The following is a 23780-nucleotide window of genomic DNA, read 5'->3' as shown; positions in this document are numbered from 1 at the left end:
TTAATAATACGTGAACACCCTCGTCCTTGTAGAGCGACAATGCCAATTTTTGAAATTCACCGAGTATATAAATGCTTTTTTATTAACTCATGTACTTCAAGCGGACTTAAATCCGACGCTTTAATTGTTTTTATTCTCTCAGGAAATCTATTACTTAATTCTTTAAAGCAATCATAGATTTTTTTATAAAAATCTATACCTCTTACGTCAAATTTATTGCTCATATTTCGTGAATTGACTCTCTTAATAGCAGTATCCAGCTCTACATCAATAAAAAACGTAATATCCGGCATAAGAGAAGGCATTAAAGTTTTGTGCAGATTATAAACTAAATCTATGCCGTTTTCTAGCTCTAATCCTTGATAACATGCAGTTGAGTCAATAAACCTATCACATATTACGATATGTCCATCTTGCAGAGCCGGTATAATTTTCCGTGCCATATGATCATAACGTGCTGCCATAGCTTGTAATAGCTCGGACATGGGTAATAATTCTTCATGTACTAGGATTTCACGCATTTTTTCGGCGACGGCAGTACCGCCAACTTCACGAGTTAAAATAACGGGAGTATTTTGAGATTTTAAATATTCATAGAGCATTTGAGATTGAGTAGATTTGCCAATCCCCTCCCCGCCCTCAAACGTAATAAACTTTCCTTGTTTCAAATTATTCATTAATTACAATTACTTTAAGCTATAACTTTATAATCATATCTCTTAAAAAAATATTTACAAGGAAGATTACATACTTATATACTCCTACAAAATGAAGAGCAGTTATACGAAGCTCAATTTGGAAAAGAGGAATCGGTTTTGAAGCTCTTAACCACAGCGTACATACAAGTAACGTGAGAATTAAAAGCAAAAAGCAACGTAGCCAATTTTTCAAATTCAGCGAGTATACATTATAAATTTTAAATTATTAATATATGAGCAATTCATTAAGCAAAAGGGATTTTTCTATCCTAATCGGTAATGCGATGGACCATTTTGATACTGCACTTTATGGGTTTCTTGCACCGTTACTTGCCGGTATTTTCTTCCCGAATCATGATAAAATTGTTGCCTTAATACTTACCTATAGTGTTCTTGCTACCTCTTTATTTACACGCCCCATAGGCTCTTATTTTTTTGGCGTAATTGCTAAAAAATACGGCGGGGTTTTTGCTTTATCTCATTCTCTAATCGGAGTTGCTTTAACAACTAGCTTAATCGGTCTAATCCCTTCTCATACCCAAATAGGCTGGCTTGCACCGCTATTATTAGTTGTGCTTAGAACGTTGCAAGGAGTATATTCCGAGGGTGAATGTGCTATTGCAAAATTATTTATTTTAGAGAATAAAGAAGAAAAAAAAGCGTTTAAAGCTTCTTATCTTTATCAAACTTCTACAATGGTTGGTATTATTCTTGCTTCATTTATCAGCACTATAGTTTTAAATGTAGAGTATAATACATATTGGCGTTTATGTTTCATATTTGGCGGGTTTACGGCTCTTATAGGTTATTTTTTAAGGAAGAGTGAGGATATTGTAGTAAAGCCCTCATTGTCATCCCGCGGCTTGACCGCGGGATCCAATAAAAAATATAAAATTACTTTACGTAATTTTTGGATACCGTGGAGGGGCCACGGTATGACACAGTCCTCTCCTCGCAATGACGTAGTATCATTATTATTACACGATCTAACCACAGTTTGGAACAACAAGCTAAGTATCTTACGTATTAGCTTTGCTGTAGGTTTCTCATATATGACCTATATAGTGCCTTTCGTCTTTATGAATAGCTTTATTCCGCTTATTACCGATATATCGCTTGAAACAATGATGAAATTTAATACGGAGTTTCTGATTTTTGATATGATTATGATTCCGATAATAGGGCATCTAACCAAAAAATTCCATTACCTTAAAATATTAAACGGTACTCTTATTTTAATGAGTTTAAGCATAATTCCTTTATGGATGTTCTTAAATAGTTCCTCTATATGGTATGTTAATTTCGTACGTGTTTGGATTATAATACTTGGTGTTGGCTTCTTAGCACCTTTGAATTGCTGGCTAAATGATTTATTTAAAACTGCCGATAAATATATGTTAGTAGGTATCGGCAGTAGTATAGGTGCTTCATTAATCGGACGCCTTACCCCGTCAATCTGCCTAATGCTTTGGCATGTAACCGGCAGCTCTTTATCAATTGCGGTTTATATAACTGTAATCTCGATGGTAACTTTATGGGCTGTTAGAGCGGGACGTTAATGAGATACCGCTTCTAAGTAAGCATCAGGAGTTACTCCTATAATGTCTGTTAGTTCTTTATAGCAATCATCATTTACAAGTCTACAAAACTTAGGTACTTTATAAGATTCACAACCTGCTCTAATGTGTCCGGCGTACTCGATATCCATATAATTATTACGGATAATATGTATATATACCTCTAGTAAATGAAAAATTGTCAAAGAAGTCAGCAAGTGTTATTAAGTAAGAATGGATTTATAGAAAATTAACATCAGTAGAAAAAGAAGAATTAAAGCTTTACCATAGAAGCGAAAGGGATAAGAGGATTTGTGATAGAATCAAAGCTGTTTTCATGTATGATGATAGCTATAGTATTGATGAGATATCGAAAGTGTTATTACTGAGTGATGGGGAGGGATAAGAAAACATTTAATAGATTATCATAATGCTCAGAAGCTTAAGCCTGGAAATGGCGGTAGTGATAGTAAACTTACTAGACAGGAGGAAGCAGAGTTAATAGTTCATCTAGAAAATAATAATTATGTGTATGCTAGAGATATAGGTTTGTTCATAGAACGTCAATATGGAGTAATCTATACATTAGCTGGGGTAATCAAGCTGTTACACAGACTTGGTTTTAGTTATCAGAAACCTAAGTTAATTCCTGGAAAAATAGATTTAGCTAAGCAAGAGGAATTTAAGCTGCAATATAGTTTGCTAAAAAATAATTTAGCTAAAGATGAGTCTATTTATTTTATGGATAGTGTTCATCCTCAATACCAAACTCGAGCAAGATTTGGTTGGATTAGAAAGAATGTAGTTAAAACATTACCAAGTTTCAGTGGTTGGAAGCGTAAACATATTATTGGTGCTATTAATCTTAAGGATTTAGAGGTAGTAACAACTGACAATCCTAAGGTTAATGGTGATTATATTATTGAATTTTTAAAGGAATTAGAAGCAAATAATCAAGATAAAAGTAAGATTTATTTGATATGCGATAATGCTGGATATCATAGGTCAAAAAAGGCAAAAGAATATCTACAATACAGTAAAATAGAGTTACTATTTTTGCCAGCATATAGTCCTAATTTGAATCCAATTGAACGACTGTGGGAATTTATGCATTCTGTTGTAAGTAACAATAAATTTTATGCGAATTTTGAGACATTTACTGATTCTATACGAATATTTTTTGAAAATATTGAAAAATATAAAAATAAAATTTCTTCATTGGTAAATGACAATTTTCAAACCATTGTGCCTAATCATTTTAACAACTCTTCATGTTGAAGAAGTATATAACTGAAAATTCTAATGCTGAACTTGCTTATGGGCGTTTATCAGTGGGGAAAAATCACCTATTTGAAGAGGCAGGTTTGTTTTGGTATGAAAGAACTAACAAAGAGAACCTTACAAAAATACAACCTGAATCTTTAATAGCTTTAAAAAGAGGAATTTTTAGAATATAATGAACTGAAAAATCAAGACAAGATTTTGAGCAATTTACTTGGTAATTTTGTTCAAAATTAAGCTGCCATTTGTGTATGATATTGTATACTATCGAGATAGACATTCATGGGTTTTTTATACCCAATACTTTGTGAGATACTATTGCTACTCACCTCATATTTAGACGATAACTGTGATATTGTTACTTCTTCTTTTAATAATTCTAACACTATCTTTGTCTTCTCTTCAGCACTGAAATTCCGTATCTGTTTCTTAGTCATTTTATCTCCTATAAGTTATTTCTTTATTCTAACTTATTACCAAGATAATCTAACTCTTTTTTTGTCTAATTTTTTCAGTCCATTATATATTCTAAAAATTCCTCTTTTTAAAGCTATTAAAGATTCAGGTTGTATTTTTGTAAGGTTCTCTTTGTTAGTTCTTTCATACCAAAACAAACCTGCCTCTTCAAATAGGTGATTTTTCCCCACTGATAAACGCCCATAAGCAAGTTCAGCATTAGAATTTTCAGTTATATACTTCTTCAACATGAAGAGTTGTTAAAATGATTAGGCACAATGGTTTGAAAATTGTCATTTACCAATGAAGAAATTTTATTTTTATATTTTTCAATATTTTCAAAAAATATTCGTATAGAATCAGTCAATGTCTCAAAATTCGCATAAAATTTATTGTTACTTACAACAGAATGCATAAATTTCCACAGTCGTTCAATTGGATTCAAATTAGGACTATATGCTGGCAAAAATAGTAACTCTATTTTACTGTATTGTAGATATTCTTTTACCTTTTTTGACCTATGATATCCAGCATTATCGCATATCAAATAAATCTTACTTTTATCTTGATTATTTGCTTCTAATTCCTTTAAATATTCAATAATATAATCACCATTAACCTTAGGATTGTCAGTTGTTACTACCTCTAAATCCTTAAGATTAATAGCACCAGTAATATGTTTACGCTTCCAACCACTGAAACTTGGTAATGTTTTAACTACATTCTTTCTAATCCAACCAAATCTTGCTCGAGTTTGGTATTGAGGATGAACACTATCCATAAAATAAATAGACTCATCTTTAGCTAAATTATTTTTTAGCAAACTATATTGCAGCTTAAATTCCTCTTGCTTAGCTAAATCTATTTTTCCAGGCATTAACTTAGGTTTCTGATAACTAAAACCAAGTCTGTGTAACAGCTTGATTACCCCAGCTAATGTATAGATTACTCCATATTGACGTTCTATGAACAAACCTATATCTCTAGCATACACATAATTATTATTTTCTAGATGAACTATTAACTCTGCTTCCTCCTGTCTAGTAAGTTTACTATCACTACCGCCATTTCCAGGCTTAAGCTTCTGAGCATTATGATAATCTATTAAATGTTTTCTTATCCCTCCCCATCACTCAGTAATAACACTTTCGATATCTCATCAATACTATAGCTATCATCATACATGAAAACAGCTTTGATTCTATCACAAATCCTCTTATCCCTTTCGCTTCTATGGTAAAGCTTTAATTCTTCTTTTTCTACTGATGTTAGTTTTCTATAAATCCATTCTTACTTAATAACACTTGCTGACTTCTTTGACAATTTTTCATTTACTAGAGGTATATAATATGCGGTAGAGTAGTCATATAATTTGTGTAAGTTATAAAGTGGAAATATTGTATGAATATTATTATAACTAATCTAACTTACACAAGATTTATGACAAGGGTTGCTTTTACGCTAAAATCTCATGGTTTGAGACCTCATCGTCTATCCCTTCAAGGTCCATCTCTTCCTTTAAGGCTTCCATACTACAGCTACTAAATACATCAAGGTTATTCTGCTCGGCTTGCCATTTTAAGCTAGCTTCTTTAAAACTAACAATACCATTTTCAATTTCTTCTAATGTCCAATTTTTTATTTCGTGTAAAAAATTCTTTATATCTGCTTTTGCTTCTGGATTTTTTTCGATAAATGGATTAAAAAACTCCTTGATACCCGCTAATAATTCTTCTTTTCCAGGTTTTGTGTCTGTTATATCTTTAGAATCTAGAGCTTGAGCTATCGGTGTATTAACTGCATCCTCGTTGTTTGCTATATCCTCTTCTTCAAAGCCTTCATCAAGCTCGTTATTAGAAGTATTAATGTGGAATAGCTCTTTATAAGAATCATTTATAATAATTTTATCATCAGGATTATTTGCATTATAATTATTTATTATTTTATCAATAGCTTCTTTAAACTTTTCATTATAAGGTGCATCTCTAAAGGTAGAGCTTTCATATATAGATTTTTTAGCAAATTCTTTTAGTGCTTGAAGATTTTCAGTACTAGAATTACTCATCTCAGCATGTTTTTCCGGAATATAAGTAGCTATTTCTATTAATTTATCACCAAAAATTCTTTGAGAGGTTATTTCATCAGCTTGTTGTGTTGCTTCTAATATTTTACCGGGCATATTATTTTTTAATAGCTCTATTATTCCTCCGCCGCAACAAACAGTGTGGTAATCATCATTATTTTCTTCTTTTAATGATAAATATAAAGCGTTGTCTATGTTATAGTTAGTTTCTTTTAATAATTTCCATGTTTGTAAGGTTGGGTCATTAGCATATACTCCACCATCAATAATTTTATGTAATTTAGTATTGGTTATATTACTGAAATTGTGGCTGGGGAAATATCCAGGTGCTGCAGTGATTCCTTGTATTATATCTGAAAGGTAATAATCATTATCTTCACTTTTTCTAGCCTCTATAGTAGAGAAAGTCATAAGAGGATTTTGTTTATTATTTAGATCATAACCTGTAACTACAACATCACTGATTAAATCCTTTAGGGTATAATCCTTACAATATTCTTTCAATAACTTTACTAATGGTTCAGGAGAAAATTTATAGCTGAATAAGCCATTAAAACTCCAAAATTTTCTAAAAGTTAATCCTTCCGGAAAAATATCGTGTGCCATTTCTTCAAACAGTTCTTGAGCTTGTTCTGCACTGAATAAAGGTTTTCCGGGATTATTAGGATCCGGTAAATTAAGCAAAATAGGAATAACTCCTCCAACACTGGTACCTCCAGTAAAATCGAATACCTTGCAAGTAGGCTTACCGGTTATTTGCTCTATTATTTTTAATTTTTCTAAATGGATCTCTCCTTTTACTCCGCCGCCCTCGAATAGTGCTAAGCTACTCTTATTAGTATTGCTTATATCTACCATAACCACCTTTCAAAAATACTTAAGAGAGCAAAGTATAATAAAAATTAACTTTTGTCAATAAATTTATCTGTATAAACTTAACAAAATTTAACTTATACAATAAAATTGTAACTATTAGTAAAGAAGACTTGATTAATAATTAATATTTTAGTATATAGCTAATATTATAACTATAATGGTATGAGATATACTTAAATCTAGTGATTAATCGACCCTAAGTTATTAGCAACTGAAGTAAATAAAATGATGCCATCAGTAATGTTAGTAATGAAAGATTTAGATAGTATTGAAGATAAAATAGCTTATGGAAAAGAAGAATTATTGAAGTATCTTATGGGTGGTGAAATAGTTAAAGCTTTAGCATTCATGGATTGCTTTGAAGGAAATACAGGAGAAAGATTAAAGATTAATGATATAGTAAACTATGACCTTAAGGATATTGAAAGTGAATCTACTACTTTTACTGAGCATAACACAGACGGCTTACCCTATACAAATGACTCTTATACTCTCAGTGAAGCTGCATATACTTTACTTGGATTTATAAAAATATACTTGCCTGAATAATTAAAAACTTAATTCTACTACAAATAATGACACTAAAATACGAAAACTTTGATAGCTCCTCTGATGAAGAGTTAAAAGAAAATTACACTTTATACCTTGAGTAAATGAAGAGTTGGTATACGAAGCTCAATTTGAAAAAGAGCGAGGCATTTTGAAGCTTTTAACCGCAGCGTACATACTAGTACGTGAGGATTAAAAGCAAAAAATAACGAAACCAATTTTTTAAATTCAGCGAGTATACCTCAATATCTTAATTTTTTATCAAGAAATATAATTAATATTAATTTTATAAGTATACCTCTAGTAAGTGAAAAATTGTCAAAGAAGTCAGCAAGTGTTATTAAGTAAGAATGGATTTATAGAAAATTAACATCAGTAGAAAAAGAAGAATTAAAGCTTTACCATAGAAGCGAAAGGGATAAGAGGATTTGTGATAGAATCAAAGCTGTTCTCATGTATGATGATAGCTATAGTATTGATGAGATATCGAAAGTGTTATTACTGAGTGATGAAGGGATAAGAAAACATTTAATGGAAGTGTTGAGAGATAAGAAATTAAGTAGAGAATTATAGGAAGGATATTTTTTTGGAAGAAATAGTGTTTAAAATTAAGATAATTTTTGTTCAGTATATTCTTTAACTTGAAAAGTTGGAAAATGAATATTTAGATGAGCGAATAATCAATGTTCTTATGGATAATTAATATCTAATACTACCAATTTTTCAGGTAAAAGAAGTATATATACAAAATTAGTAAAAATCAGTGGAGATTTTGTTATTATCTATGCGTTATCCATTATAATATTAGCTAGCCGTTAAAACGGTTAAGCGTTTCAAATTAAAACATATAGCATTCATAAATTCCGAGAATTGATTTTTGGCAATACCAATATATCTGACACGTTTATTATCTTGTGAGAATACTCTTTCAAAAGGTGCTCTAATTTTTGTATAATATCTATCAAGGTCAAAATTTTTATCTTTCATGTTATTTTTCTTTACAGCACAAAGATGCACTTCTTGCCTAGTTGCTGTATCTTTGGTAGACTTTGTACAATATGCTTTATCTACATATGCAGCACCGGAGCGTGGCATAACGTGTTTAAAACCTTTGCTATCAGTAACATTTGCAGAGGTAACTGCAACCTTATTAACGCCAGTTTAGGATAAGAAGAGTTTAAGATTATCGAAAAAAGAGTTTAAAATATTAGTTTTAGTAATATTAAAAGCATTAACACAAGCTAGAATATGAACTAAAAAATTAGTAGGTGATCGATGCCTTGAGTGTTCAAGATTCATATTATTTTTTAGGACATTAAATACTGACTCAACCAACGACCTTTTTCTAAGCTGTATTTTATCTTCCATTTCCAATAAATGATTCTTCATATCTTTTCTAATTCCTGTAAATAAGCGTAATCCACGACCTAATAATTTAGTAAATAATTCCTTAGAAATATATCCCTTATCACCAAAGAGTTTACCTTGTAATCCATCAGTTATATCGTCTGCTACCGATAAATCACTATTATTTGCTTTGGTAATTTTGATCGCCATAATCGCTCCCTTATTATAACCTTTTACTCTTCATATCTCAACACTCCCATAGAACGTCAATATGGAGTAATCTATACATTAGCTGGGGTAATCAAGCTGTTACACAGACTTGGTTTTAGTTATAAGAAACCTAAGTTAATTCCTGGAAAAATAGATTTAGCTAAGCAAGAGGAATTTAAGCTGCAATATAGTTTGCTAAAAAATAATTTAGCTAAAGATGAGTCTATTTATTTTATGGATAGTGTTCATCCTCAATACCAAACTCAAGCAAGATTTGGTTGGATTAGAAAGAATGTAGTTAAAACATTACCAAGTTTCAGTGGTTGGAAGCGTAAACATATTATTGGTGCTATTAATCTTAAGGATTTAGAGGTAGTAACAACTGACAATCCTAAGGTTAATGGTGATTATATTATTGAATTTTTAAAGGAATTAGAAGCAAATAATCAAGATAAAAGTAAGATTTATTTGATATGCGATAATGCTGGATATCATAGGTCAAAAAAGGTAAAAGAATATCTACAATACAGTAAAATAGGGTTACTATTTTTGCCAGCATATAGTCCTAATTTGAATCCAATTGAACGACTGTGGGAATTTATGCATTCTGTTGTAAGTAACAATAAATTTTATGCGAATTTTGAGACATTTACTGATTCTATACGAATATTTTTTGAAAATATTGAAAAATATAAAAATAAAATTTCTTCATTGGTAAATGACAATTTTCAAACCATTGTGCCTAATCATTTTAACAACTCTTCATGTTGAAGAAGTATACCAGGAGTAGTTTGCGGAGGTTTTATATTAGAACTTCTTAGTTTTATTAAATATTTTCATTCAAAAATTTTGTTAGACCTTCAGCAATTTCAGGATTTGTTAAAATTAATTAAAACTTATAAAAAGAATTGTATCTTTTCATAGAAGAGGTCCTGATCGTAATTTCATCAGGGATTTCGGTTATGAACCTTGAAGGGTAAGAACGGACTATTTCATAAAATATTTTTCGGCTTTCCGCATGGGTAATGTAGAGGTCTTTTTTGGCTCTCGTAATGCCGACATAAGCAATGCGGCGTTCTTCTTCTAAGCCTTTTTCACCGTCTTCGTCTAGAGACCTTTGAGACGGAAATACTCCCTCTTCCCAGCCCGGTAAAAACACCACGTCAAACTCAAGCCCTTTAGCTGCGTGCAGGGTCATTATAGTAACAGAACCACCGTAATTAGTTTCAAGCACTTCGTTTTCCATAACTAAACTTGAATGTTCGATAAAATCATGAACATCGTTAAATTCGGCAATAGCTCTAAGCATTTCGTTAATATTTTCGATTCTACCGAATGCCTCTTCGGTCTTTTCTTCTTGAAGCATTTCAAGATAACCGGAATCATCAAGTATTGCTTTAACTACGTTTATTGGAGCATCTATACTAAATCTTTCGTGCCAATTATCGATTTTAGTAACCAAATCTTTTAGAGTTTCATATGGTTTTGCTTTAATCTCGCCCATTTCCAACATTTCTTTAATGGCTGCGAAATTAGAAATATTTCGCTCAAGTGCATAGACTCTAATTTTATTTAAGCTAGCTGCACCTATTGCCCTTTTCGGCACATTTATAATACGCTCAAGTGCTAGATTGTCATTTTGATTTAAAGATATACGGATATAAGCAAGCACGTCTCTTATTTCCATACGTTCATAGAACCGCAAACCTCCTATAATTTTATAAGGCATAGCACTATTTATAAACGCTTCCTCAAAACTTCTTGTTTGAAATCCAGCTCGTACTAATATTGCAATATTGCCGGCATTATATCGGTCTTCTCTCACTAATTTATCTATTTCGCCGGCTATATATCTTGCTTCTTCTTTATCACTCCAACAAGAGATAATTTTTATCTTTTCACCGCTTTCCCTATCCGTCCATAACGTTTTACCGTGACGGTTTTTATTATTATTAATAACATTGGAAGCAGCAGCAAGTATCGGCAAAGTTGATCTATAATTCTGCTCTAATTTAATAATCGTTGCACCTGCAAAATCTTTTTCAAAGCGTAATATATTACCGACTTCCGCTCCTCGCCAACCATAGATAGATTGATCATCATCCCCTACACAGCAAATATTTTTATATAAACTTGCGAGCATTCTTGCCCATAAATACTGGACAACGTTAGTGTCTTGATATTCATCGATTAAAATATATCGATATTTTTCCTGGTAATATCTTAGTATTGCAGGATTTTTAATAAAAAGCTCATTATTATAAAGTAGCAAATCTCCAAAATCTAAAACATTAGAAATAAGTAAATTTTTCTGATATTCTTCGTATACAAGTTTTGCCACCCTCTGCAACGGTAAATTAGTATCTGATGCTGATAGTTTACTTGGTAATAATCCTTGATCTTTCCATCTCGAAATTATGATATGTATTAATTTAGGAGCATATTTTTTAGTATCGATATCTTTTAGTTTTACTATATCCTTAACTAGTTTTAATTGATCATCATGACTAATAATAGTAAATCTATTATTTAAACCAAGATTTAAATGCTCAATTTGGTCACGTAATATCCTAGCTGCCATTGAGTGGAAAGTGCCGATATTAAGACCGTAGCAATTAATTAGACTGTTAACTCTTTCAGCCATTTCTTTAGCAGCTTTATTAGTAAAAGTAACGGCTAGAATATTTTGAGGTGAGGCTAAATTTTGGTGAACAATATTAGCTATTCTTGAGGTAAGTACTTTTGTTTTACCTGTCCCTGCACCTGCAAGCAATAAAAGCGGTCCTTCAGTATGAAGAACTGCTTTTTGCTGTTGTGGATTTAATGTATGTATGAAATCTTGATTTTGCATTTGTTTTTAAAGGTGTTGTGCTATGACTTATGATGTCATTCCCGCCTACGCGGGAATAACATTGAAGCATTAAAATATCATCTAATTCTTTTCAGATTTTTAATAATATAAGAAATAGTAATTATCGGACTACAAATAATTATTTTAAATAACCTAAAATAAGAGCTTAAATTTCTATCTTCAATAAACCAATTATATAAATCATTTATAGGTTTAATCTCAGCAGGAATAATATATTTATCTTTGAATAATTCTTTTAAAGCTCTTTTGGCCTGTTTTGCTTCTATTTTACGCTCTATTGTTAAGCTTTGATCATGTACTCGGTAGAAATATAAAGATTCCGGTATATGAGCAAATTTCGTAACAAGTCCAAAACGAAGCCAATATTCATAATCATCCACCAACTGCATATTTTCATTATATCCCCCTATTTGTCTTGCTAAATCGGCTCTATATAAGAAACATGCACCGACACAATCTCTAATCGGTAAAAACTCAGGCGGTTCTTGATAAAGTCTTGCACCTATACTACCTTGCTCATCGATTAAAGTATAATCAGTATATACAAGCCCTATCTCAGGTGAATTATCAAGTGTCTTAACCATTTTTTCTAAAGCATTTTCATGGAAAAGATTATCATCTGAAGTCCAAGTAAAATACTCCCCCTTGGCCTCTTTAAAAGCAACATTCAAACTTGCCGGTAATTTTTTATTGGTCTCGTTTACTATTACCTTAATACGTGAATCCTGCTCTGCATATTTCCTAGCTACTATAACGCTACTATCTTTTGAGCAATCATCAATAATAATAAGCTCAAAGTCTTTAAAGCTTTGATTAAGGCAGCTCTCAATAGCAAAAGGTAATAGCTTCTCCCTATTATAAACCGGTAAAACTATTGAGATTTTTAGAGTGTTAGTACGCATCCACCCCTAGAATATCAAGTTTTTCTATATATTGAATTACGGTTTCTTGTAATTCGTCGGAATAATAATTATGCTCAAAGTTTAATAATGTATTACATAAAGCATTATTAAGCTCTTGAGGTATTATAATTTCAATCTTATTAAATTGTTCAATTAGTCGTACTATAGGATCAAAATATTTAATTGAAAGCGGTATCTCTTTATCTAACAATTCAGCAAGATTATTAGATGTTATGTGTAAGTGGTGATTAACTTTTTCTTTACCTATTATTAAACAAAGCGGTTCATAATTATCAAGTATAAGGTTAATTTCTTCAATTGTTCTTTCAATATCATTTATAGGAACAGGCATAATTTTTATTTCATTGTCATACCGTGGCTTGATATTCTAGTATACGAACGTTCAAGATGTCATTCCTGCAAAAGCAGGAATCCATAAAACTATTCAATTAAATCTTTCCATTCAGGGTTAGTTTTTTCTATCAGTTCAATTTTCCAGCTACGTTTCCACTTTTTTAAATTTTTCTCTCTAGTAAGTGCTTCTTTAATATCGGTAAATTCTTCTGTATAAACAAGCTTTGTAATGTCATATTTTGAGGTAAAACCTTTATTATTTTTTGTTTATGTTCATAAATACGACGTATTATATTATTAGTAATACCAATATATAAAGTGCCATGCTTATTAGAACATAATATATATACCCAATACATTTTTTGTTTTTAGTTTTCTTTTATGGATCCCTGCTTTCGCAGGGATGACATCGAGTGAGACGCCTCTTAAGTTTATACCCATGTGTGACCAATGGAATTACATAAAAGAAACCATGCGGGCATTCTTAATTCTGTAAGTTTATATATTTCGTATTTAGATATTCAAATATCCCTTCAAATGAGCCTTCAACTCCAAAGCCTGAAGCTTTACGCCCTGCAAAAGGTGCTTTTGCATTTCCGGGCAATGGGTTATTAATTGAAACCATACCAAAATCAAGCCTAGTTGCTATCATTTGTGCCACAGATATATTATTTGAATATACATATCCTTGCAAGCCGTATTCGGTATTATTTGCACATTCTATTACTTCATCCAAATCTTTAAATTTATAGCACGCAACCACCGGACCGAATATTTCTGTTCTAAAGATATCCATATTATCCAAACAGTCAATAATAATAGTAGGCTCAATAAAATTATCAACAGCTTTACCGCCGCAAATTAATTTAGCTCCTTTATTTTGTGCATCAGCGAGTAGCTTTTGTATTTTTTCTATGGCAGCAGAGTTAATTAACGGACCTATATCTGATGCTTTATCAAATCCGTCACCAGATTTAAGCTTAGTAAATTTAGCCTTTAGAATTTCTATAAATTTTTCATATATAGATTCTTCTATAAATATCCTATTGGGTGAAGTACAAGACTGCCCACTATTTCTAGTTTTAACGATTACTAAATCACTTGCTACTTTCTCTAAATTATTATCTGCCGTTATAATGAAAGGAGCATTGCCGCCAAGTTCCAAAGATAAACGTTTTAGAGTATTTGCGGCATTTTGATATAGAATTTTACCGACATTTGTAGAACCGGTAAATGATAATTTCCGAAGCCTAAAATCTTCACAAAAAGACTTACCTATAACATCCGAATCACCGGTAATCACGTTAAATACTCCGGCGGGCAAACCGGCATCGCTTGCAAATTTCGCAAGTATTAAAGCTGATAGAGGCGTAAGGCTTGACGGTTTTAATATAACGCTGCAGCCTGCAGCTATTGCAGGCACTACCTTACGAGTAATCATTGCATTTGGAAAATTCCAAGGAGTTATAGCCGCAGACGGTCCAACCGGCTCATATTGCGTAACAATTTTATGAGCTTTACTACTGCCCGGTTTAATGGTCCCGTGAATATTATGTATAACATATGTATACCAATCAATAAAAGATGCTCCGTATAGAATTTCTTTTTTGGATTCAGAGAGTACCTTACCCTGCTCTAGAGTTAATATATGACTTAGCTCATCAATATTTTCGATTACTAAATTATACCATTATTCTAAGAATCGCTATTCTTTCTTCAAACGAACTTTGTGACCATGAAGAAAAAGTTTGTACCGTATTATTAATTGCTGAATTAATCTCAGATAATCCTAAATTCGGAACTATAGCAATTTCTTTTAAGGTCGAAGGATTAATAACGGATATTTGCTTCCCGAACTCTATAAATTCACCGTTTATATAATTCTTTCCCGTAATATTTTTAAGTAAGTTCATAAATTTCCTACTGGTATTATTGTGCGGATACTAAAATCGTCATTGCAAGGAGGCGTTGGCGTTGTTGCGTGGCTCGGCTTCGCCCTCGTCATCCCGCGACTTGATCGCGGGATCCAGCTTAAAATACTAAAATTAGCAGTACTCTAAGTTATATTTTTGGATCCCGCGATCAAGTCGCGGGATGACACCCAGCAGGTTTTTTGAGCCATGCAACAATCCTTTTAGTCGCTCGCAATGACGAAAAAACTGTTACAAACTTATCTTAAAATTATCCGCTAATACTAGCAAGAGAAATATAATAATTAAGCTACTTCATCGTAACAACTTCTTACTACGCCGGCAATATTTGTATCAAACTCTTCTACTCCAATCGTGAATTGTTGACCGTCTTTAGAGAACGTAATTTCTTTATCGGTATCTACTTTATCTCCAATAAAAACATCACCTTCTTGTACTCGTGTTATTAAATTTAATTGTTCTCCTAATATTTTCCAAATAACCACCTTTTGCTCAATATTGTCAATATATTGTTCAAGCTGTTTCATGCCGCTTGGATCTCTTAAACTAATATGAGTAAAGCCTCCACGCATTGCAATTTCTTCAAAAAATTCTTTATTGTAGTTCTCACCAAATCCTACCGCATACATATTAAACTGAGGGTTTTGTATTACAGTGATTGCAGAATCTATAACCTCTTGTTGTGTTGTATTACAGTCAGTTCCTTCGTTGTTTCCATCAGTAAATACTATAATAGTAGAATGTATATCTATTTTTTCTTTCAATAATTCTAACGCCAGTTTAGGATAAGAAGAGTTTAAGATTATCGAAAAAAGAGTTTAAAATATTAGTTTTAGTAATATTAAAAGCATTAACACAAGCTAGAATATGAACTAAAAAATTAGTAGGTGATCGATGCCTTGAGTGTTCAAGATTCATATTATTTTTTAGGACATTAAATACTGACTCAACCAACGACCTTTTTCTAAGCTGTATTTTATCTTCCATTTCCAATAAATGATTCTTCATATCTTTTCTAATTCCTGTAAATAAGCGTAATCCACGACCTAATAATTTAGTAAATAATTCCTTAGAAATATATCCCTTATCACCAAAGAGTTTACCTTGTAATCCATCAGTTATATCGTCTGCTACCGATAAATCACTATTATTTGCTTTGGTAATTTTGATCGCCATAATCGCTCCCTTATTGTTAATTACTATATGCAACTTAAACCCCATAAACCATCCATAACTACTCATCCCTATTTTAGCTATATACTTCTTTAACTTGAAAAGTTGGAAAATGAATATTTAGATGAGCGAATAATCAATGTTCTTATGGATAATTAATATCTAATACTACCAATTCTTCAGGTAAAAGAAGTATACCACTAAATACTTTATTGCTATTTGTACGTTTTGTATGACATATCGATAATTTAGTTGAATCTATGCAATAAATTCCTGTTTCCTCTCCTCTAAATAGTTGCAACATTATAACCAAGCGGTAGAATTAATCTTGACCATAATTGTATTATTCGACTATAACTTGGTAATTTAAAATAACCTCTATATTTATATGATAAGTGATATAAATAATAATTCTTAAAATCTTTGCACGGCGATATATAAAAATATAATACGATAGTTAAAAGCTCTGAAAGGCTTAAATTCCCTTCTCTCCGGCGTTTTCTATCTGTCGGTATTAATTTTTGCTTCTCCCATTCTTCATATATTTCACAAAAATTGTCTAGTATATAAAATAAAGTTGTGATACATTTTTTCATTGTTGGGTTCTTGTTTTTTTGTTGAAAAACTTCAGTAACCCAACACTCTTAACTTGTAAATACTTTATTCTTATTCCATGCTTCTCTTCTTCCTTATCCTAAATTCGCGTTTCTAAAGCATCTTTGACGGTACCATATAATCTTGTATATCCATCGGCATTTAAATTGTCTACATATTTCTTAATATCTTCAATAGAATTTTCCTTATCACAAAAAGATTCCATGTTAGATTGATCATTAAATGAAACTATATTAATTTTCCAATTAGGGATCTCAACTAATTTAGCTAGGATCTTTTGTATATTATTTTTATAATCACTAAAAGTATATTTCATACTACCGCTAATATCTATTAATAAAGTAATTTCATGATTATTATTAGTATTTAGATATTCCGGGTCTTTAGAAGAAAACATAATAGGAAATTTATCGTCTTCCTGCCAGACAAAACTGTTAAATATCGGAAATAAATATTTTAATAAATACTGCTTATCAAGGATAAATCCGCCTTCCAAATTAGAAGCGATAATAGGTGGTTTACCGTCAATTTTATAAGCTTAAACGGCTTGCATTGCTGCACCGTTATTTAGAGTAAAAGTTAAGCTATTATTTTCTTTATGAGAAATAATTTGGGATATTAATTTAGAAAATTCAGTAGGTGGATAGGTATAATCTGTAGCCGGTGTTGCTTCACCTGTTAAAATTTTTGATAATTTATTTTCATCACTTATAACGGCTTGTAGTGTCTCAAGTTTGGATTCATCCATTTTATGTTTTATTGGATTTCCACAAGAGAGTTGAATCTCGGCAGTTAATAATTCTTTATTAAATTCAGCTTCTAATCTTATTGTTTCTAAAATTTTAGACAAACCATACTCTGTTATAAGATCACCATCTACTAGCTTATAAAATAACTCTCCTATTTCTATATCTGAAGTATCTGCATTATATAGTTCAGATTCTGAAGTTAAGTGCTTTTTAAAAAAATTTCCCATTTTTTCTCTACGTATTGTAATTGACGTTTCCGCTATTTATTGGTATAAAGTCTATACATTTCTAATTTCTACATATTATCCTTAAATAAAGCATGTATCACATTCTTCTTTAATTCATCAGGGGATGCTAATAATGTACGAAAATGTTCTAAGTCATTAGAAGTTGTTTTAAAAATAACTTTATTATCAGTTACCTTTGTAACTCCTATTTCTGCTCCTATAGCGTGTAGGCATAATTCCTCTCTATTTTATAAAATTAGAAAGAAAGATTATATTGCTATAATTTTTAATACAAGAATTTATTAAAAAAAATTTAATGACTTTTTATATGATTATGTCTTTTTTTTAGGAATTTTATTATTTATTCAAAAATTTCTCTACCTCAAGAGCAGCCATACAGCCACTACCTGCAGCAGTTACTGCTTGTCTATAAATTTTATCCTGAACGTCACCGGCAGCAAAAACCCCTTCTACGCTAGTTTTAGTTGTACCTGACTTCGTGATTATATAATTATCGTCATCCATTGCAATTTGTCCGGTAAATAGCCCCGTATTCGGTGCATGCCCGATAGCTATAAATACACCGCTACAATTCACTAAATTAACCTCTTTGGTGTGGATATTTTTAATTTTAACTCCGGTAACGGATTTTGGTTTATCGTTACCTACAATCTCATCTACTACATGATCCCAAATTACCGATATTTTAGGGTTTTTAAATAATCGCTCCTGTAATATTTTCTCAGCTCTAAAACTATCTCTTCTATGTATTATAGTAACTTTGCTAGCATGATTGGTTAAGTATAAAGCTTCTTCTACTGCACTATTTCCTCCCCCTACTACAACTATTTCTTGATTCTTAAAAAAGAAACCATCGCAAGTAGCACATGCCGAAACACCAAAACCACGAAATTCCTGCTCTGAAGCTATACCAAGCCATTTTGCTTCCGCACCAGTACAGATGATTATACTTTCTGCTTCATACTCATTCCCAGTTCCGGTAAATACTTTAAAAGGTCTTTTTGATAAATCTACTTTTTCCACGTAATCACTAATAATTTCTGTACCGACATTTTTAGCCTGCATAGACATTTGTTCCATAAGCCAAGGTCCTTGCACCGTTTCCGCAAATCCGGGATAATTCTCAACATCGGTGGTAATTGTAAGCTGCCCGCCTGGCTGCATACCATTAATTAATATTGGTTTTAGAGCGGCTCTAGCCGTATAAATAGCGGCACTTAGACCCGCAGGACCTGAACCTATTATTAGTACTTTAGTAGTAATTTTCATATGAACCTATTAATACCAATTTAGAATAAATTTTAAAAAAATCATTGTCATCATGTTATTAATTTAAGTCACTTAAAAATATACTGACCATTGTCGGCATATATATAACTACAAAAAGCAAAGATAAAAACACGGTAGCTGCAACTTTCTCAGGATAAAATTTCTGTAAATTCGCTATAACTATAGTATTTGCTGCGAGTGGTGCCGTAGAAAGTAGTTTTAGAGCATTATAGTAATTATTGTTATACCATTTTGTTACAAAATGATCAAACATGATAAATAACCCTACTCCCAAAGGATAGAATAAAAATTTAGCAGCAAACGTAGCAAGAGTAAATTTTATATCGACTTCAAATTTTTGTAGAGATGAAAGAGCAAGACCCACCATCACCATACCGAGTATCGAAAAAGAACCTTTCATATTATATATAAAATCATCTAAAAAATCCGGTAAAGTAAAACCGCAAAAACTAAATAAACATCCCAAGAAAAAAGCATTTAAAATCGGTAATTTTACTACTTTTAATATACTATCGGTGGTATTTGCAAAACTTCGCATACAAATATAAAAGCCAACGGAACATTCATAAATATTAACTCCTATAACAGCCATCATGTAAATACTTAATGTATAATCATCGAAAAGTGCTGCAGCTATAGGCAACATAAAATATCCGCCATTTGCCGTACCTGCAGACAAAGCTATAATATTACGTGTATGATCTTGCCAAAATTTACCAAAAAAATAATAAGAAAAAAGCGATAAGAGTGTTGCAATTACAAATGTTACGACCGTAACGCTTAATGCCGAAAGTGTTAAGGTTGTACTAGCAGGTATCGTAAAAAACACTATAGGTGATATAAAATAGAATAGTAAAGAAGAGATACTATCTCTTTCAACATTTGAATATTTACCTGCTAAGAATCCTATTACTACACTTAATAATACCGAAACGGTTTTAAAAAAAACTATACTAAAGATTATCATGTAATGAGCTAAAGATATAATTACTTATAATATATGAGGTTTTATTTTTTTTCACTAAATTTTGTAAAGATTTTTATTTTATTAACTTTTAATTGAAATATAATAAATATTATGGTATTTAAGATTTGTTGTTTAATATTATATATTTATGCAAAATCTATTACCCTTATTAATTATATTTTTTTGTTTAAATACCTATTCTAATCCTATGCCGCTTGGTCTTGAATTAAATAAAACTACCAATATAGATTTAACAAAAAAATACAAAATCATCAATAAAGAACCTAATTATTGGCAAGGATATATACCTCTAGTAAATGAAAAATTGTCAAAGAAGTCAGCAAGTGTTATTAAGTAAGAATGGATTTATAGAAAATTAACATCAGTAGAAAAAGAAGAATTAAAGCTTTACCATAGAAGCGAAAGGGATAAGAGGATTTGTGATAGAATCAAAGCTGTTTTCATGTATGATGATAGCTATAGTATTGATGAGATATCGAAAGTGTTATTACTGAGTGATGGGGAGGGATAAGAAAACATTTAATAGATTATCATAATGCTCAGAAGCTTAAGCCTGGAAATGGCGGTAGTGATAGTAAACTTACTAGACAGGAGGAAGCAGAGTTAATAGTTCATCTAGAAAATAATAATTATGTGTATGCTAGAGATATAGGTTTGTTCATAGAACGTCAATATGGAGTAATCTATACATTAGCTGGGGTAATCAAGCTGTTACACAGACTTGGTTTTAGTTATAAGAAACCTAAGTTAATTCCTGGAAAAATAGATTTAGCTAAGCAAGAGGAATTTAAGCTGCAATATAGTTTGCTAAAAAATAATTTAGCTAAAGATGAGTCTATTTATTTTATGGATAGTGTTCATCCTCAATACCAAACTCGAGCAAGATTTGGTTGGATTAGAAAGAATGTAGTTAAAACATTACCAAGTTTCAGTGGTTGGAAGCGTAAACATATTATTGGTGCTATTAATCTTAAGGATTTAGAGGTAGTAACAACTGACAATCCTAAGGTTAATGGTGATTATATTATTGAATTTTTAAAGAAATTAGAAGCAAATAATCAAGATAAAAGTAAGATTTATTTGATATGCGATAATGCTGGATATCATAGGTCAAAAAAGGTAAAAGAATATCTACAATACAGTAAAATAGAGTTACTATTTTTGCCAGCATATAGTCCTAATTTGAATCCAATTGAACGACTGTGGAAATTTATGCATTCTGTTGTAAGTAACAATAAATTTTATGCGAATTTTGAGACATTTACTGATTCTATACGAATATTTTTTGAAAATATTGAAAAATATAAAAATAAAATTTCTTCATTGGTAAATGACAATTTTCAAACCATTGTGCCTAATCATTTTAACAACTCTTCATGTTGAAGAAGTATATTTATATTCTTAAGTTCATAATCAGGCATTTTTTTTATTACTTCATCATATAATTCTACTAAACCTTCACATGCGTTATTATTACCCGTAAATAATGCACATTTAAAAGTTTTTTCAGTTTTTAAAAAATCTTCACTAATATTACGAGAAGAAAACTTTTTAAATTCGTTTAATTGCTTATACGCATTTATTAAAAACTCTTGAGACTTAGAGTTGCTATTCTCTTGGGGCATATTAATATTACCTTGTTAAATTGGAGCTTAAGTAGAAGTTAACAAAAATTAAATCTACAATTTAAATTTAGTAATATTTTTTCTAAAAGAAAAGTTCGGCAGTGGAAAAAGAAATTATTTTTTTGGAAGGTAGTTGCAATATTATTCTGCCGGTACTATCGATATCTTTAAAAAGACCGGTTACTATATCATTTTGATATTTAACGCTAATATTTTCATGTAACTTATAAGCATGTTCTAACCATTTTTTTCTAATAAAAGAAAAACCGTTATTATGCCAAATTTGATAATATTTTTCAAAATTCTCTATTAATTTTTCAAGTAAAGCTTGTGGTTCTATAGGAGGTAGATTTTCGCTTATTAAGCTAGTAGTAGGCTGGTCGATATTATCAGGGTGATAGGTGATATTAATACCGATACCGATAATAAGGTAATAATTATTTTCTACTTTAACGGATTCAAGAAGTATACCGGCAATTTTCCGACCGTTCACGAGAGCATCGTTAGGCCATTTTAGTTGTATAATGTCATCCTCACCTCTTATGTCATTCCCGCTTTCGCGGGAATGACATAGAGAACTATGGGAGTGACATAAAGAGGCTATACTCTCATAAACGGCAAGTGCTGTAACAAAAGATAATTGCGGTAATAATTCTAGCTCTTTATCAGGCTTTATTAGTAAACTTACATGTAAGTTACCTACCCTAGACTGCCAGTTTTTACCGCTTCTTCCTCGTGCTTTGGTTTGAGATTTAGCAAGTACTGCATAGTTTGAATCAACTATTCCCCTTTTAGCAGTTCTCATAGCCTCAGAGCTTGTACTGTCTATTTCATCAAAAACAATTAGTTTAAATTTACCGATATTCATTTTTTTAGTAGTTGTCATTAAGCCTACTCGATGTCATTCCCGCGAGGCATTGTTGGGTGGATCAATTTTATCTCTGTCATCCCGCGACTTGATCGCGGGATCCAGTTAAAAATACTAATAATTTTAGTATTTTTATTGTTTTTTGGATACCGTGGTCAAGCCGCGGTATGACACCGAACAGATTTTTCGGTCCACGCGGGAATGACATCGAGTAGGTTTTACCGATCCATACAACACCGTCGGCTTGACAGCAAGCAAAATCTAATCACCCCCTACTTACATGACTTCTGGCTACACTATGTTTGCTTTGAATTTTTGGTGCTTCGCTTTTACTTTTAGTTATAAAGCTTTCTAAATCTTGTTTAGTAAATTTAAACTTAGCAATATTTTCATCAAAGGTTTTAGTTTTATCAAATCGTACATCTTTATTTTTATCTATTCCAAGTACCTCAATGAAACTATCTTTTATTTTACTTGAAGCAGCAGGATCGTTTAAGGTATACAGCAAAGCTTTCAATGAGTTCGTATCGGCTTTTAATGTATTATTACGACTAGTTGCAGCAATAATTACATATTCTTTAAGCTTTTCATTTAATTCTTTTTCGTTTAATGCTCCGGTTTTACAAAATGATAATAACATTTTTGCTTTATCATCATGATTTTCGATAATTCCTTCTTGCCATTTAGAAGTATTATTTTCTTTTGACGGAATAAACATTTCTAATAATTTAGTTCCAAATGTTTTATGTAGATTTTTATTATCATAAACATTTAGTAGAAATTTTTGATGGTCAAATGTTTTATCTGCTTCTTTGCCAAGGTCATGATTATTCAAATGTTCTCTAGTTTGACAATATCCTTTAATATGCAAATAATCAGAATATTTTTGTGCATCTTTGAAATCCAAAGTATCTATTCCGGCAGTATCTAAAACAACAGTGTTTAAAGCATTCTCACGTAACTGCTCGTTAGTTTCTCTTAGAGTTTCGGTATATTTAAATTTTCCTCCTACTTTTGCAAGAGTCTTAAATAATACATCAGCTAAAAACTTTACGATATCACTTGGGTTTTCAAATTTTTTTGCACTAATGAGTTTCTTGAGCCTTTTT

26 protein-coding genes and 5 pseudogenes are annotated in these 23780 nt (G+C 31.3%); 8 read left to right on the top strand and 23 right to left on the bottom strand.

Annotated features, from left to right (window positions below):
- Positions 1 to 56: 56 nt before the first annotated feature.
- The gene (gene tmk, locus AC5584_RS03875) at positions 57 to 677 is read right to left on the bottom strand and encodes a dTMP kinase (RefSeq protein ID WP_499216875.1); all 621 of its coding nucleotides are present in this window, start codon (positions 675 to 677) and stop codon (positions 57 to 59) included.
- Between the two features lie 254 nt (positions 678 to 931).
- Here tmk and AC5584_RS03870 point away from each other — a divergent pair, with 254 nt between their 5' ends.
- Positions 932 to 2257: an MFS transporter gene (locus tag AC5584_RS03870; protein ID WP_499216874.1), complete on the top strand. Its 1326-nt coding sequence runs from the start codon at positions 932 to 934 to the stop codon at positions 2255 to 2257.
- On the opposite strand, the gene AC5584_RS03865 is transcribed toward AC5584_RS03870, so the two are convergent.
- Entirely contained in the window at positions 2254 to 2406 is a 153-nt protein-coding gene (locus AC5584_RS03865) for a hypothetical protein (protein WP_499216873.1), read from the bottom strand. The two genes, AC5584_RS03870 and AC5584_RS03865, sit on opposite strands and share 4 nt — an antisense overlap.
- Positions 2407 to 2656: 250 nt before the next feature.
- Between AC5584_RS03865 and AC5584_RS03860 the strand changes: the two genes are divergently transcribed.
- Entirely contained in the window at positions 2657 to 3532 is an 876-nt protein-coding gene (locus AC5584_RS03860; protein WP_499216946.1) for an IS630 family transposase, read from the top strand.
- Entirely contained in the window at positions 3526 to 3711 is a 186-nt protein-coding gene (locus AC5584_RS03855) for a hypothetical protein (protein ID WP_499216872.1), read from the top strand. The genes AC5584_RS03860 and AC5584_RS03855 overlap by 7 nt, the downstream gene beginning before the upstream one ends.
- A gap of 57 nt (positions 3712 to 3768) precedes the next feature.
- On the opposite strand, the gene AC5584_RS03850 is transcribed toward AC5584_RS03855, so the two are convergent.
- From AC5584_RS03850 to AC5584_RS03835, 4 genes are all read right to left on the bottom strand, one after another.
- Positions 3769 to 3972, bottom strand: coding sequence for a transposase (locus AC5584_RS03850; RefSeq protein WP_499216871.1), 204 nt, complete (start codon positions 3970 to 3972; stop codon positions 3769 to 3771).
- Positions 3973 to 4008: 36 nt separating this feature from the next.
- On the bottom strand, positions 4009 to 4242 hold the full coding sequence (locus AC5584_RS03845) for a hypothetical protein (RefSeq protein WP_499216870.1): 234 nt from the start codon (positions 4240 to 4242) through the stop codon (positions 4009 to 4011).
- The gene (locus AC5584_RS03840; protein ID WP_499216945.1) at positions 4236 to 5096 is read right to left on the bottom strand and encodes an IS630 family transposase; all 861 of its coding nucleotides are present in this window, start codon (positions 5094 to 5096) and stop codon (positions 4236 to 4238) included. Before AC5584_RS03840 ends, AC5584_RS03845 begins: the two co-directional genes overlap by 7 nt.
- A gap of 351 nt (positions 5097 to 5447) precedes the next feature.
- A complete protein-coding gene (locus AC5584_RS03835) occupies positions 5448 to 6932 on the bottom strand; it encodes a patatin-like phospholipase family protein (RefSeq protein ID WP_499216869.1) in 1485 nt (494 codons plus the stop codon).
- A 267-nt stretch (positions 6933 to 7199) separates the two neighbouring features.
- Between AC5584_RS03835 and AC5584_RS03830 the strand changes: the two genes are divergently transcribed.
- The gene (locus tag AC5584_RS03830) at positions 7200 to 7499 is read left to right on the top strand and encodes a hypothetical protein (RefSeq protein WP_499216868.1); all 300 of its coding nucleotides are present in this window, start codon (positions 7200 to 7202) and stop codon (positions 7497 to 7499) included.
- 804 nt (positions 7500 to 8303) lie between these two features.
- Here AC5584_RS03830 and AC5584_RS03825 read toward each other — a convergent pair.
- Both AC5584_RS03825 and AC5584_RS03820 read right to left on the bottom strand, forming a co-directional pair.
- Positions 8304 to 8594, bottom strand: a complete 291-nt coding sequence (locus AC5584_RS03825; protein WP_499216867.1) for a transposase — start codon at positions 8592 to 8594, stop codon at positions 8304 to 8306.
- A gap of 66 nt (positions 8595 to 8660) precedes the next feature.
- Positions 8661 to 9071: pseudogene (locus tag AC5584_RS03820) on the bottom strand (transposase); the annotation flags it as partial.
- On the opposite strand from AC5584_RS03820, the gene AC5584_RS03815 reads away from it, so the two are divergent.
- The gene (locus AC5584_RS03815) at positions 9021 to 9827 is read left to right on the top strand and encodes an IS630 family transposase (RefSeq protein ID WP_499216944.1); all 807 of its coding nucleotides are present in this window, start codon (positions 9021 to 9023) and stop codon (positions 9825 to 9827) included. The pseudogene AC5584_RS03820 and the gene AC5584_RS03815 sit on opposite strands and share 51 nt — an antisense overlap.
- Positions 9828 to 9945: 118 nt before the next feature.
- Here AC5584_RS03815 and pcrA read toward each other — a convergent pair whose 3' ends face one another.
- The 5 genes and pseudogenes from pcrA to AC5584_RS03790 all read right to left on the bottom strand — a co-directional run bounded on the left by pcrA (position 9946) and on the right by AC5584_RS03790 (position 15097).
- On the bottom strand, positions 9946 to 11907 hold the full coding sequence (gene pcrA / locus AC5584_RS03810; RefSeq protein WP_499216866.1) for a DNA helicase PcrA: 1962 nt from the start codon (positions 11905 to 11907) through the stop codon (positions 9946 to 9948).
- A gap of 77 nt (positions 11908 to 11984) precedes the next feature.
- Positions 11985 to 12830 carry a glycosyltransferase gene (locus tag AC5584_RS03805; RefSeq protein WP_499163003.1) on the bottom strand — a complete coding sequence of 282 codons (846 nt, stop codon included), beginning with the start codon at positions 12828 to 12830 and terminating at the stop codon, positions 11985 to 11987.
- On the bottom strand, positions 12820 to 13182 hold the full coding sequence (locus tag AC5584_RS03800) for a hypothetical protein (RefSeq protein ID WP_499216865.1): 363 nt from the start codon (positions 13180 to 13182) through the stop codon (positions 12820 to 12822). The genes AC5584_RS03805 and AC5584_RS03800 overlap by 11 nt, the downstream gene beginning before the upstream one ends.
- Positions 13183 to 13271: 89 nt before the next feature.
- Positions 13272 to 13543: pseudogene (locus tag AC5584_RS03795) on the bottom strand (GIY-YIG nuclease family protein).
- 125 nt (positions 13544 to 13668) lie between these two features.
- Positions 13669 to 15097: pseudogene (locus tag AC5584_RS03790) on the bottom strand (NAD-dependent succinate-semialdehyde dehydrogenase).
- A 21-nt stretch (positions 15098 to 15118) separates the two neighbouring features.
- On the opposite strand from AC5584_RS03790, the gene AC5584_RS03785 reads away from it, so the two are divergent.
- Positions 15119 to 15244 (top strand): hypothetical protein, encoded by a 126-nt coding sequence (locus AC5584_RS03785; RefSeq protein WP_499216864.1) that lies wholly within the window; start codon positions 15119 to 15121, stop codon positions 15242 to 15244.
- A gap of 155 nt (positions 15245 to 15399) precedes the next feature.
- Here AC5584_RS03785 and AC5584_RS03780 read toward each other — a convergent pair whose 3' ends face one another.
- The 6 genes and pseudogenes from AC5584_RS03780 to AC5584_RS03755 form a co-directional block, all read right to left on the bottom strand.
- A complete protein-coding gene (locus AC5584_RS03780; protein WP_499216863.1) occupies positions 15400 to 15879 on the bottom strand; it encodes a VWA domain-containing protein in 480 nt (159 codons plus the stop codon).
- 16 nt (positions 15880 to 15895) lie between these two features.
- A pseudogene (locus AC5584_RS03775) lies at positions 15896 to 16884 on the bottom strand (IS982 family transposase).
- A gap of 98 nt (positions 16885 to 16982) precedes the next feature.
- Entirely contained in the window at positions 16983 to 17399 is a 417-nt protein-coding gene (locus AC5584_RS03770; RefSeq protein WP_499216862.1) for a vWA domain-containing protein, read from the bottom strand.
- A 42-nt stretch (positions 17400 to 17441) separates the two neighbouring features.
- A complete protein-coding gene (locus AC5584_RS03765) occupies positions 17442 to 17879 on the bottom strand; it encodes a hypothetical protein (RefSeq protein ID WP_499216861.1) in 438 nt (145 codons plus the stop codon).
- Positions 17880 to 18236: 357 nt separating this feature from the next.
- Entirely contained in the window at positions 18237 to 19169 is a 933-nt protein-coding gene (gene trxB / locus AC5584_RS03760) for a thioredoxin-disulfide reductase (RefSeq protein WP_499216860.1), read from the bottom strand.
- Between the two features lie 58 nt (positions 19170 to 19227).
- Complete coding sequence (locus AC5584_RS03755) at positions 19228 to 20157, bottom strand: AEC family transporter (RefSeq protein ID WP_499216859.1); 930 nt, start codon at positions 20155 to 20157, stop codon at positions 19228 to 19230.
- 148 nt (positions 20158 to 20305) lie between these two features.
- Between AC5584_RS03755 and AC5584_RS03750 the strand changes: the two genes are divergently transcribed.
- Positions 20306 to 20515 carry a hypothetical protein gene (locus AC5584_RS03750; RefSeq protein ID WP_499216858.1) on the top strand — a complete coding sequence of 70 codons (210 nt, stop codon included), beginning with the start codon at positions 20306 to 20308 and terminating at the stop codon, positions 20513 to 20515.
- Positions 20516 to 20685: 170 nt separating this feature from the next.
- Positions 20686 to 21561 carry an IS630 family transposase gene (locus AC5584_RS03745; RefSeq protein WP_499216943.1) on the top strand — a complete coding sequence of 292 codons (876 nt, stop codon included), beginning with the start codon at positions 20686 to 20688 and terminating at the stop codon, positions 21559 to 21561.
- On the opposite strand, the gene AC5584_RS03740 is transcribed toward AC5584_RS03745, so the two are convergent.
- From AC5584_RS03740 to AC5584_RS03725, 4 genes and pseudogenes are all read right to left on the bottom strand, one after another.
- On the bottom strand, positions 21537 to 21803 hold the full coding sequence (locus AC5584_RS03740) for a hypothetical protein (protein WP_499216857.1): 267 nt from the start codon (positions 21801 to 21803) through the stop codon (positions 21537 to 21539). The two genes, AC5584_RS03745 and AC5584_RS03740, sit on opposite strands and share 25 nt — an antisense overlap.
- A gap of 82 nt (positions 21804 to 21885) precedes the next feature.
- Positions 21886 to 22671 carry a biotin--[acetyl-CoA-carboxylase] ligase gene (locus tag AC5584_RS03735; protein WP_499216942.1) on the bottom strand — a complete coding sequence of 262 codons (786 nt, stop codon included), beginning with the start codon at positions 22669 to 22671 and terminating at the stop codon, positions 21886 to 21888.
- Between the two features lie 76 nt (positions 22672 to 22747).
- A complete protein-coding gene (locus AC5584_RS03730; protein ID WP_499217114.1) occupies positions 22748 to 22879 on the bottom strand; it encodes a hypothetical protein in 132 nt (43 codons plus the stop codon).
- Positions 22880 to 22936: 57 nt separating this feature from the next.
- Positions 22937 to 23764: pseudogene (locus AC5584_RS03725) on the bottom strand (esterase); the annotation flags it as partial.
- Positions 23765 to 23780: the final 16 nt, after the last annotated feature.

The sequence above is a fragment of the Rickettsia endosymbiont of Villa modesta genome (assembly GCF_964026485.1).
GTDB classification, from domain to species: domain Bacteria; phylum Pseudomonadota; class Alphaproteobacteria; order Rickettsiales; family Rickettsiaceae; genus Rickettsia; species Rickettsia asembonensis.
The sequence above is the reverse complement of the archived record's forward strand: the minus strand, read 5'-3'. Positions and strand labels throughout refer to the sequence as shown.

What these genes read in the sequence shown, in the direction of transcription:
- AC5584_RS03830 (WP_499216868.1), top strand. Translation starts at nt 7,200, where the DNA reads ATGAAAGATTTAGATAGTATTGAAGATAAAATAGCTTATGGAAAAGAA.
- trxB (WP_499216860.1), bottom strand. Translation starts at nt 19,169, where the DNA reads ATGAAAATTACTACTAAAGTACTAATAATAGGTTCAGGTCCTGCGGGT.
- AC5584_RS03730 (WP_499217114.1), bottom strand. Translation starts at nt 22,879, where the DNA reads ATGTCATTCCCGCGTGGACCGAAAAATCTGTTCGGTGTCATACCGCGG.
- AC5584_RS03835 (WP_499216869.1), bottom strand. Translation starts at nt 6,932, where the DNA reads ATGGTAGATATAAGCAATACTAATAAGAGTAGCTTAGCACTATTCGAG.
- AC5584_RS03850 (WP_499216871.1), bottom strand. Translation starts at nt 3,972, where the DNA reads ATGACTAAGAAACAGATACGGAATTTCAGTGCTGAAGAGAAGACAAAG.
- AC5584_RS03755 (WP_499216859.1), bottom strand. Translation starts at nt 20,157, where the DNA reads ATGATAATCTTTAGTATAGTTTTTTTTAAAACCGTTTCGGTATTATTA.
- AC5584_RS03825 (WP_499216867.1), bottom strand. Translation starts at nt 8,594, where the DNA reads ATGCCACGCTCCGGTGCTGCATATGTAGATAAAGCATATTGTACAAAG.
- AC5584_RS03845 (WP_499216870.1), bottom strand. Translation starts at nt 4,242, where the DNA reads ATGTTGAAGAAGTATATAACTGAAAATTCTAATGCTGAACTTGCTTAT.
- tmk (WP_499216875.1), bottom strand. Translation starts at nt 677, where the DNA reads ATGAATAATTTGAAACAAGGAAAGTTTATTACGTTTGAGGGCGGGGAG.
- AC5584_RS03855 (WP_499216872.1), top strand. Translation starts at nt 3,526, where the DNA reads ATGTTGAAGAAGTATATAACTGAAAATTCTAATGCTGAACTTGCTTAT.
- pcrA (WP_499216866.1), bottom strand. Translation starts at nt 11,907, where the DNA reads ATGCAAAATCAAGATTTCATACATACATTAAATCCACAACAGCAAAAA.
- AC5584_RS03740 (WP_499216857.1), bottom strand. Translation starts at nt 21,803, where the DNA reads ATGCCCCAAGAGAATAGCAACTCTAAGTCTCAAGAGTTTTTAATAAAT.
- AC5584_RS03765 (WP_499216861.1), bottom strand. Translation starts at nt 17,879, where the DNA reads ATGGGAAATTTTTTTAAAAAGCACTTAACTTCAGAATCTGAACTATAT.
- AC5584_RS03865 (WP_499216873.1), bottom strand. Translation starts at nt 2,406, where the DNA reads ATGGATATCGAGTACGCCGGACACATTAGAGCAGGTTGTGAATCTTAT.
- AC5584_RS03800 (WP_499216865.1), bottom strand. Translation starts at nt 13,182, where the DNA reads ATGCCTGTTCCTATAAATGATATTGAAAGAACAATTGAAGAAATTAAC.
- AC5584_RS03735 (WP_499216942.1), bottom strand. Translation starts at nt 22,671, where the DNA reads ATGAATATCGGTAAATTTAAACTAATTGTTTTTGATGAAATAGACAGT.
- AC5584_RS03870 (WP_499216874.1), top strand. Translation starts at nt 932, where the DNA reads ATGAGCAATTCATTAAGCAAAAGGGATTTTTCTATCCTAATCGGTAAT.
- AC5584_RS03750 (WP_499216858.1), top strand. Translation starts at nt 20,306, where the DNA reads ATGCAAAATCTATTACCCTTATTAATTATATTTTTTTGTTTAAATACC.
- AC5584_RS03805 (WP_499163003.1), bottom strand. Translation starts at nt 12,830, where the DNA reads ATGCGTACTAACACTCTAAAAATCTCAATAGTTTTACCGGTTTATAAT.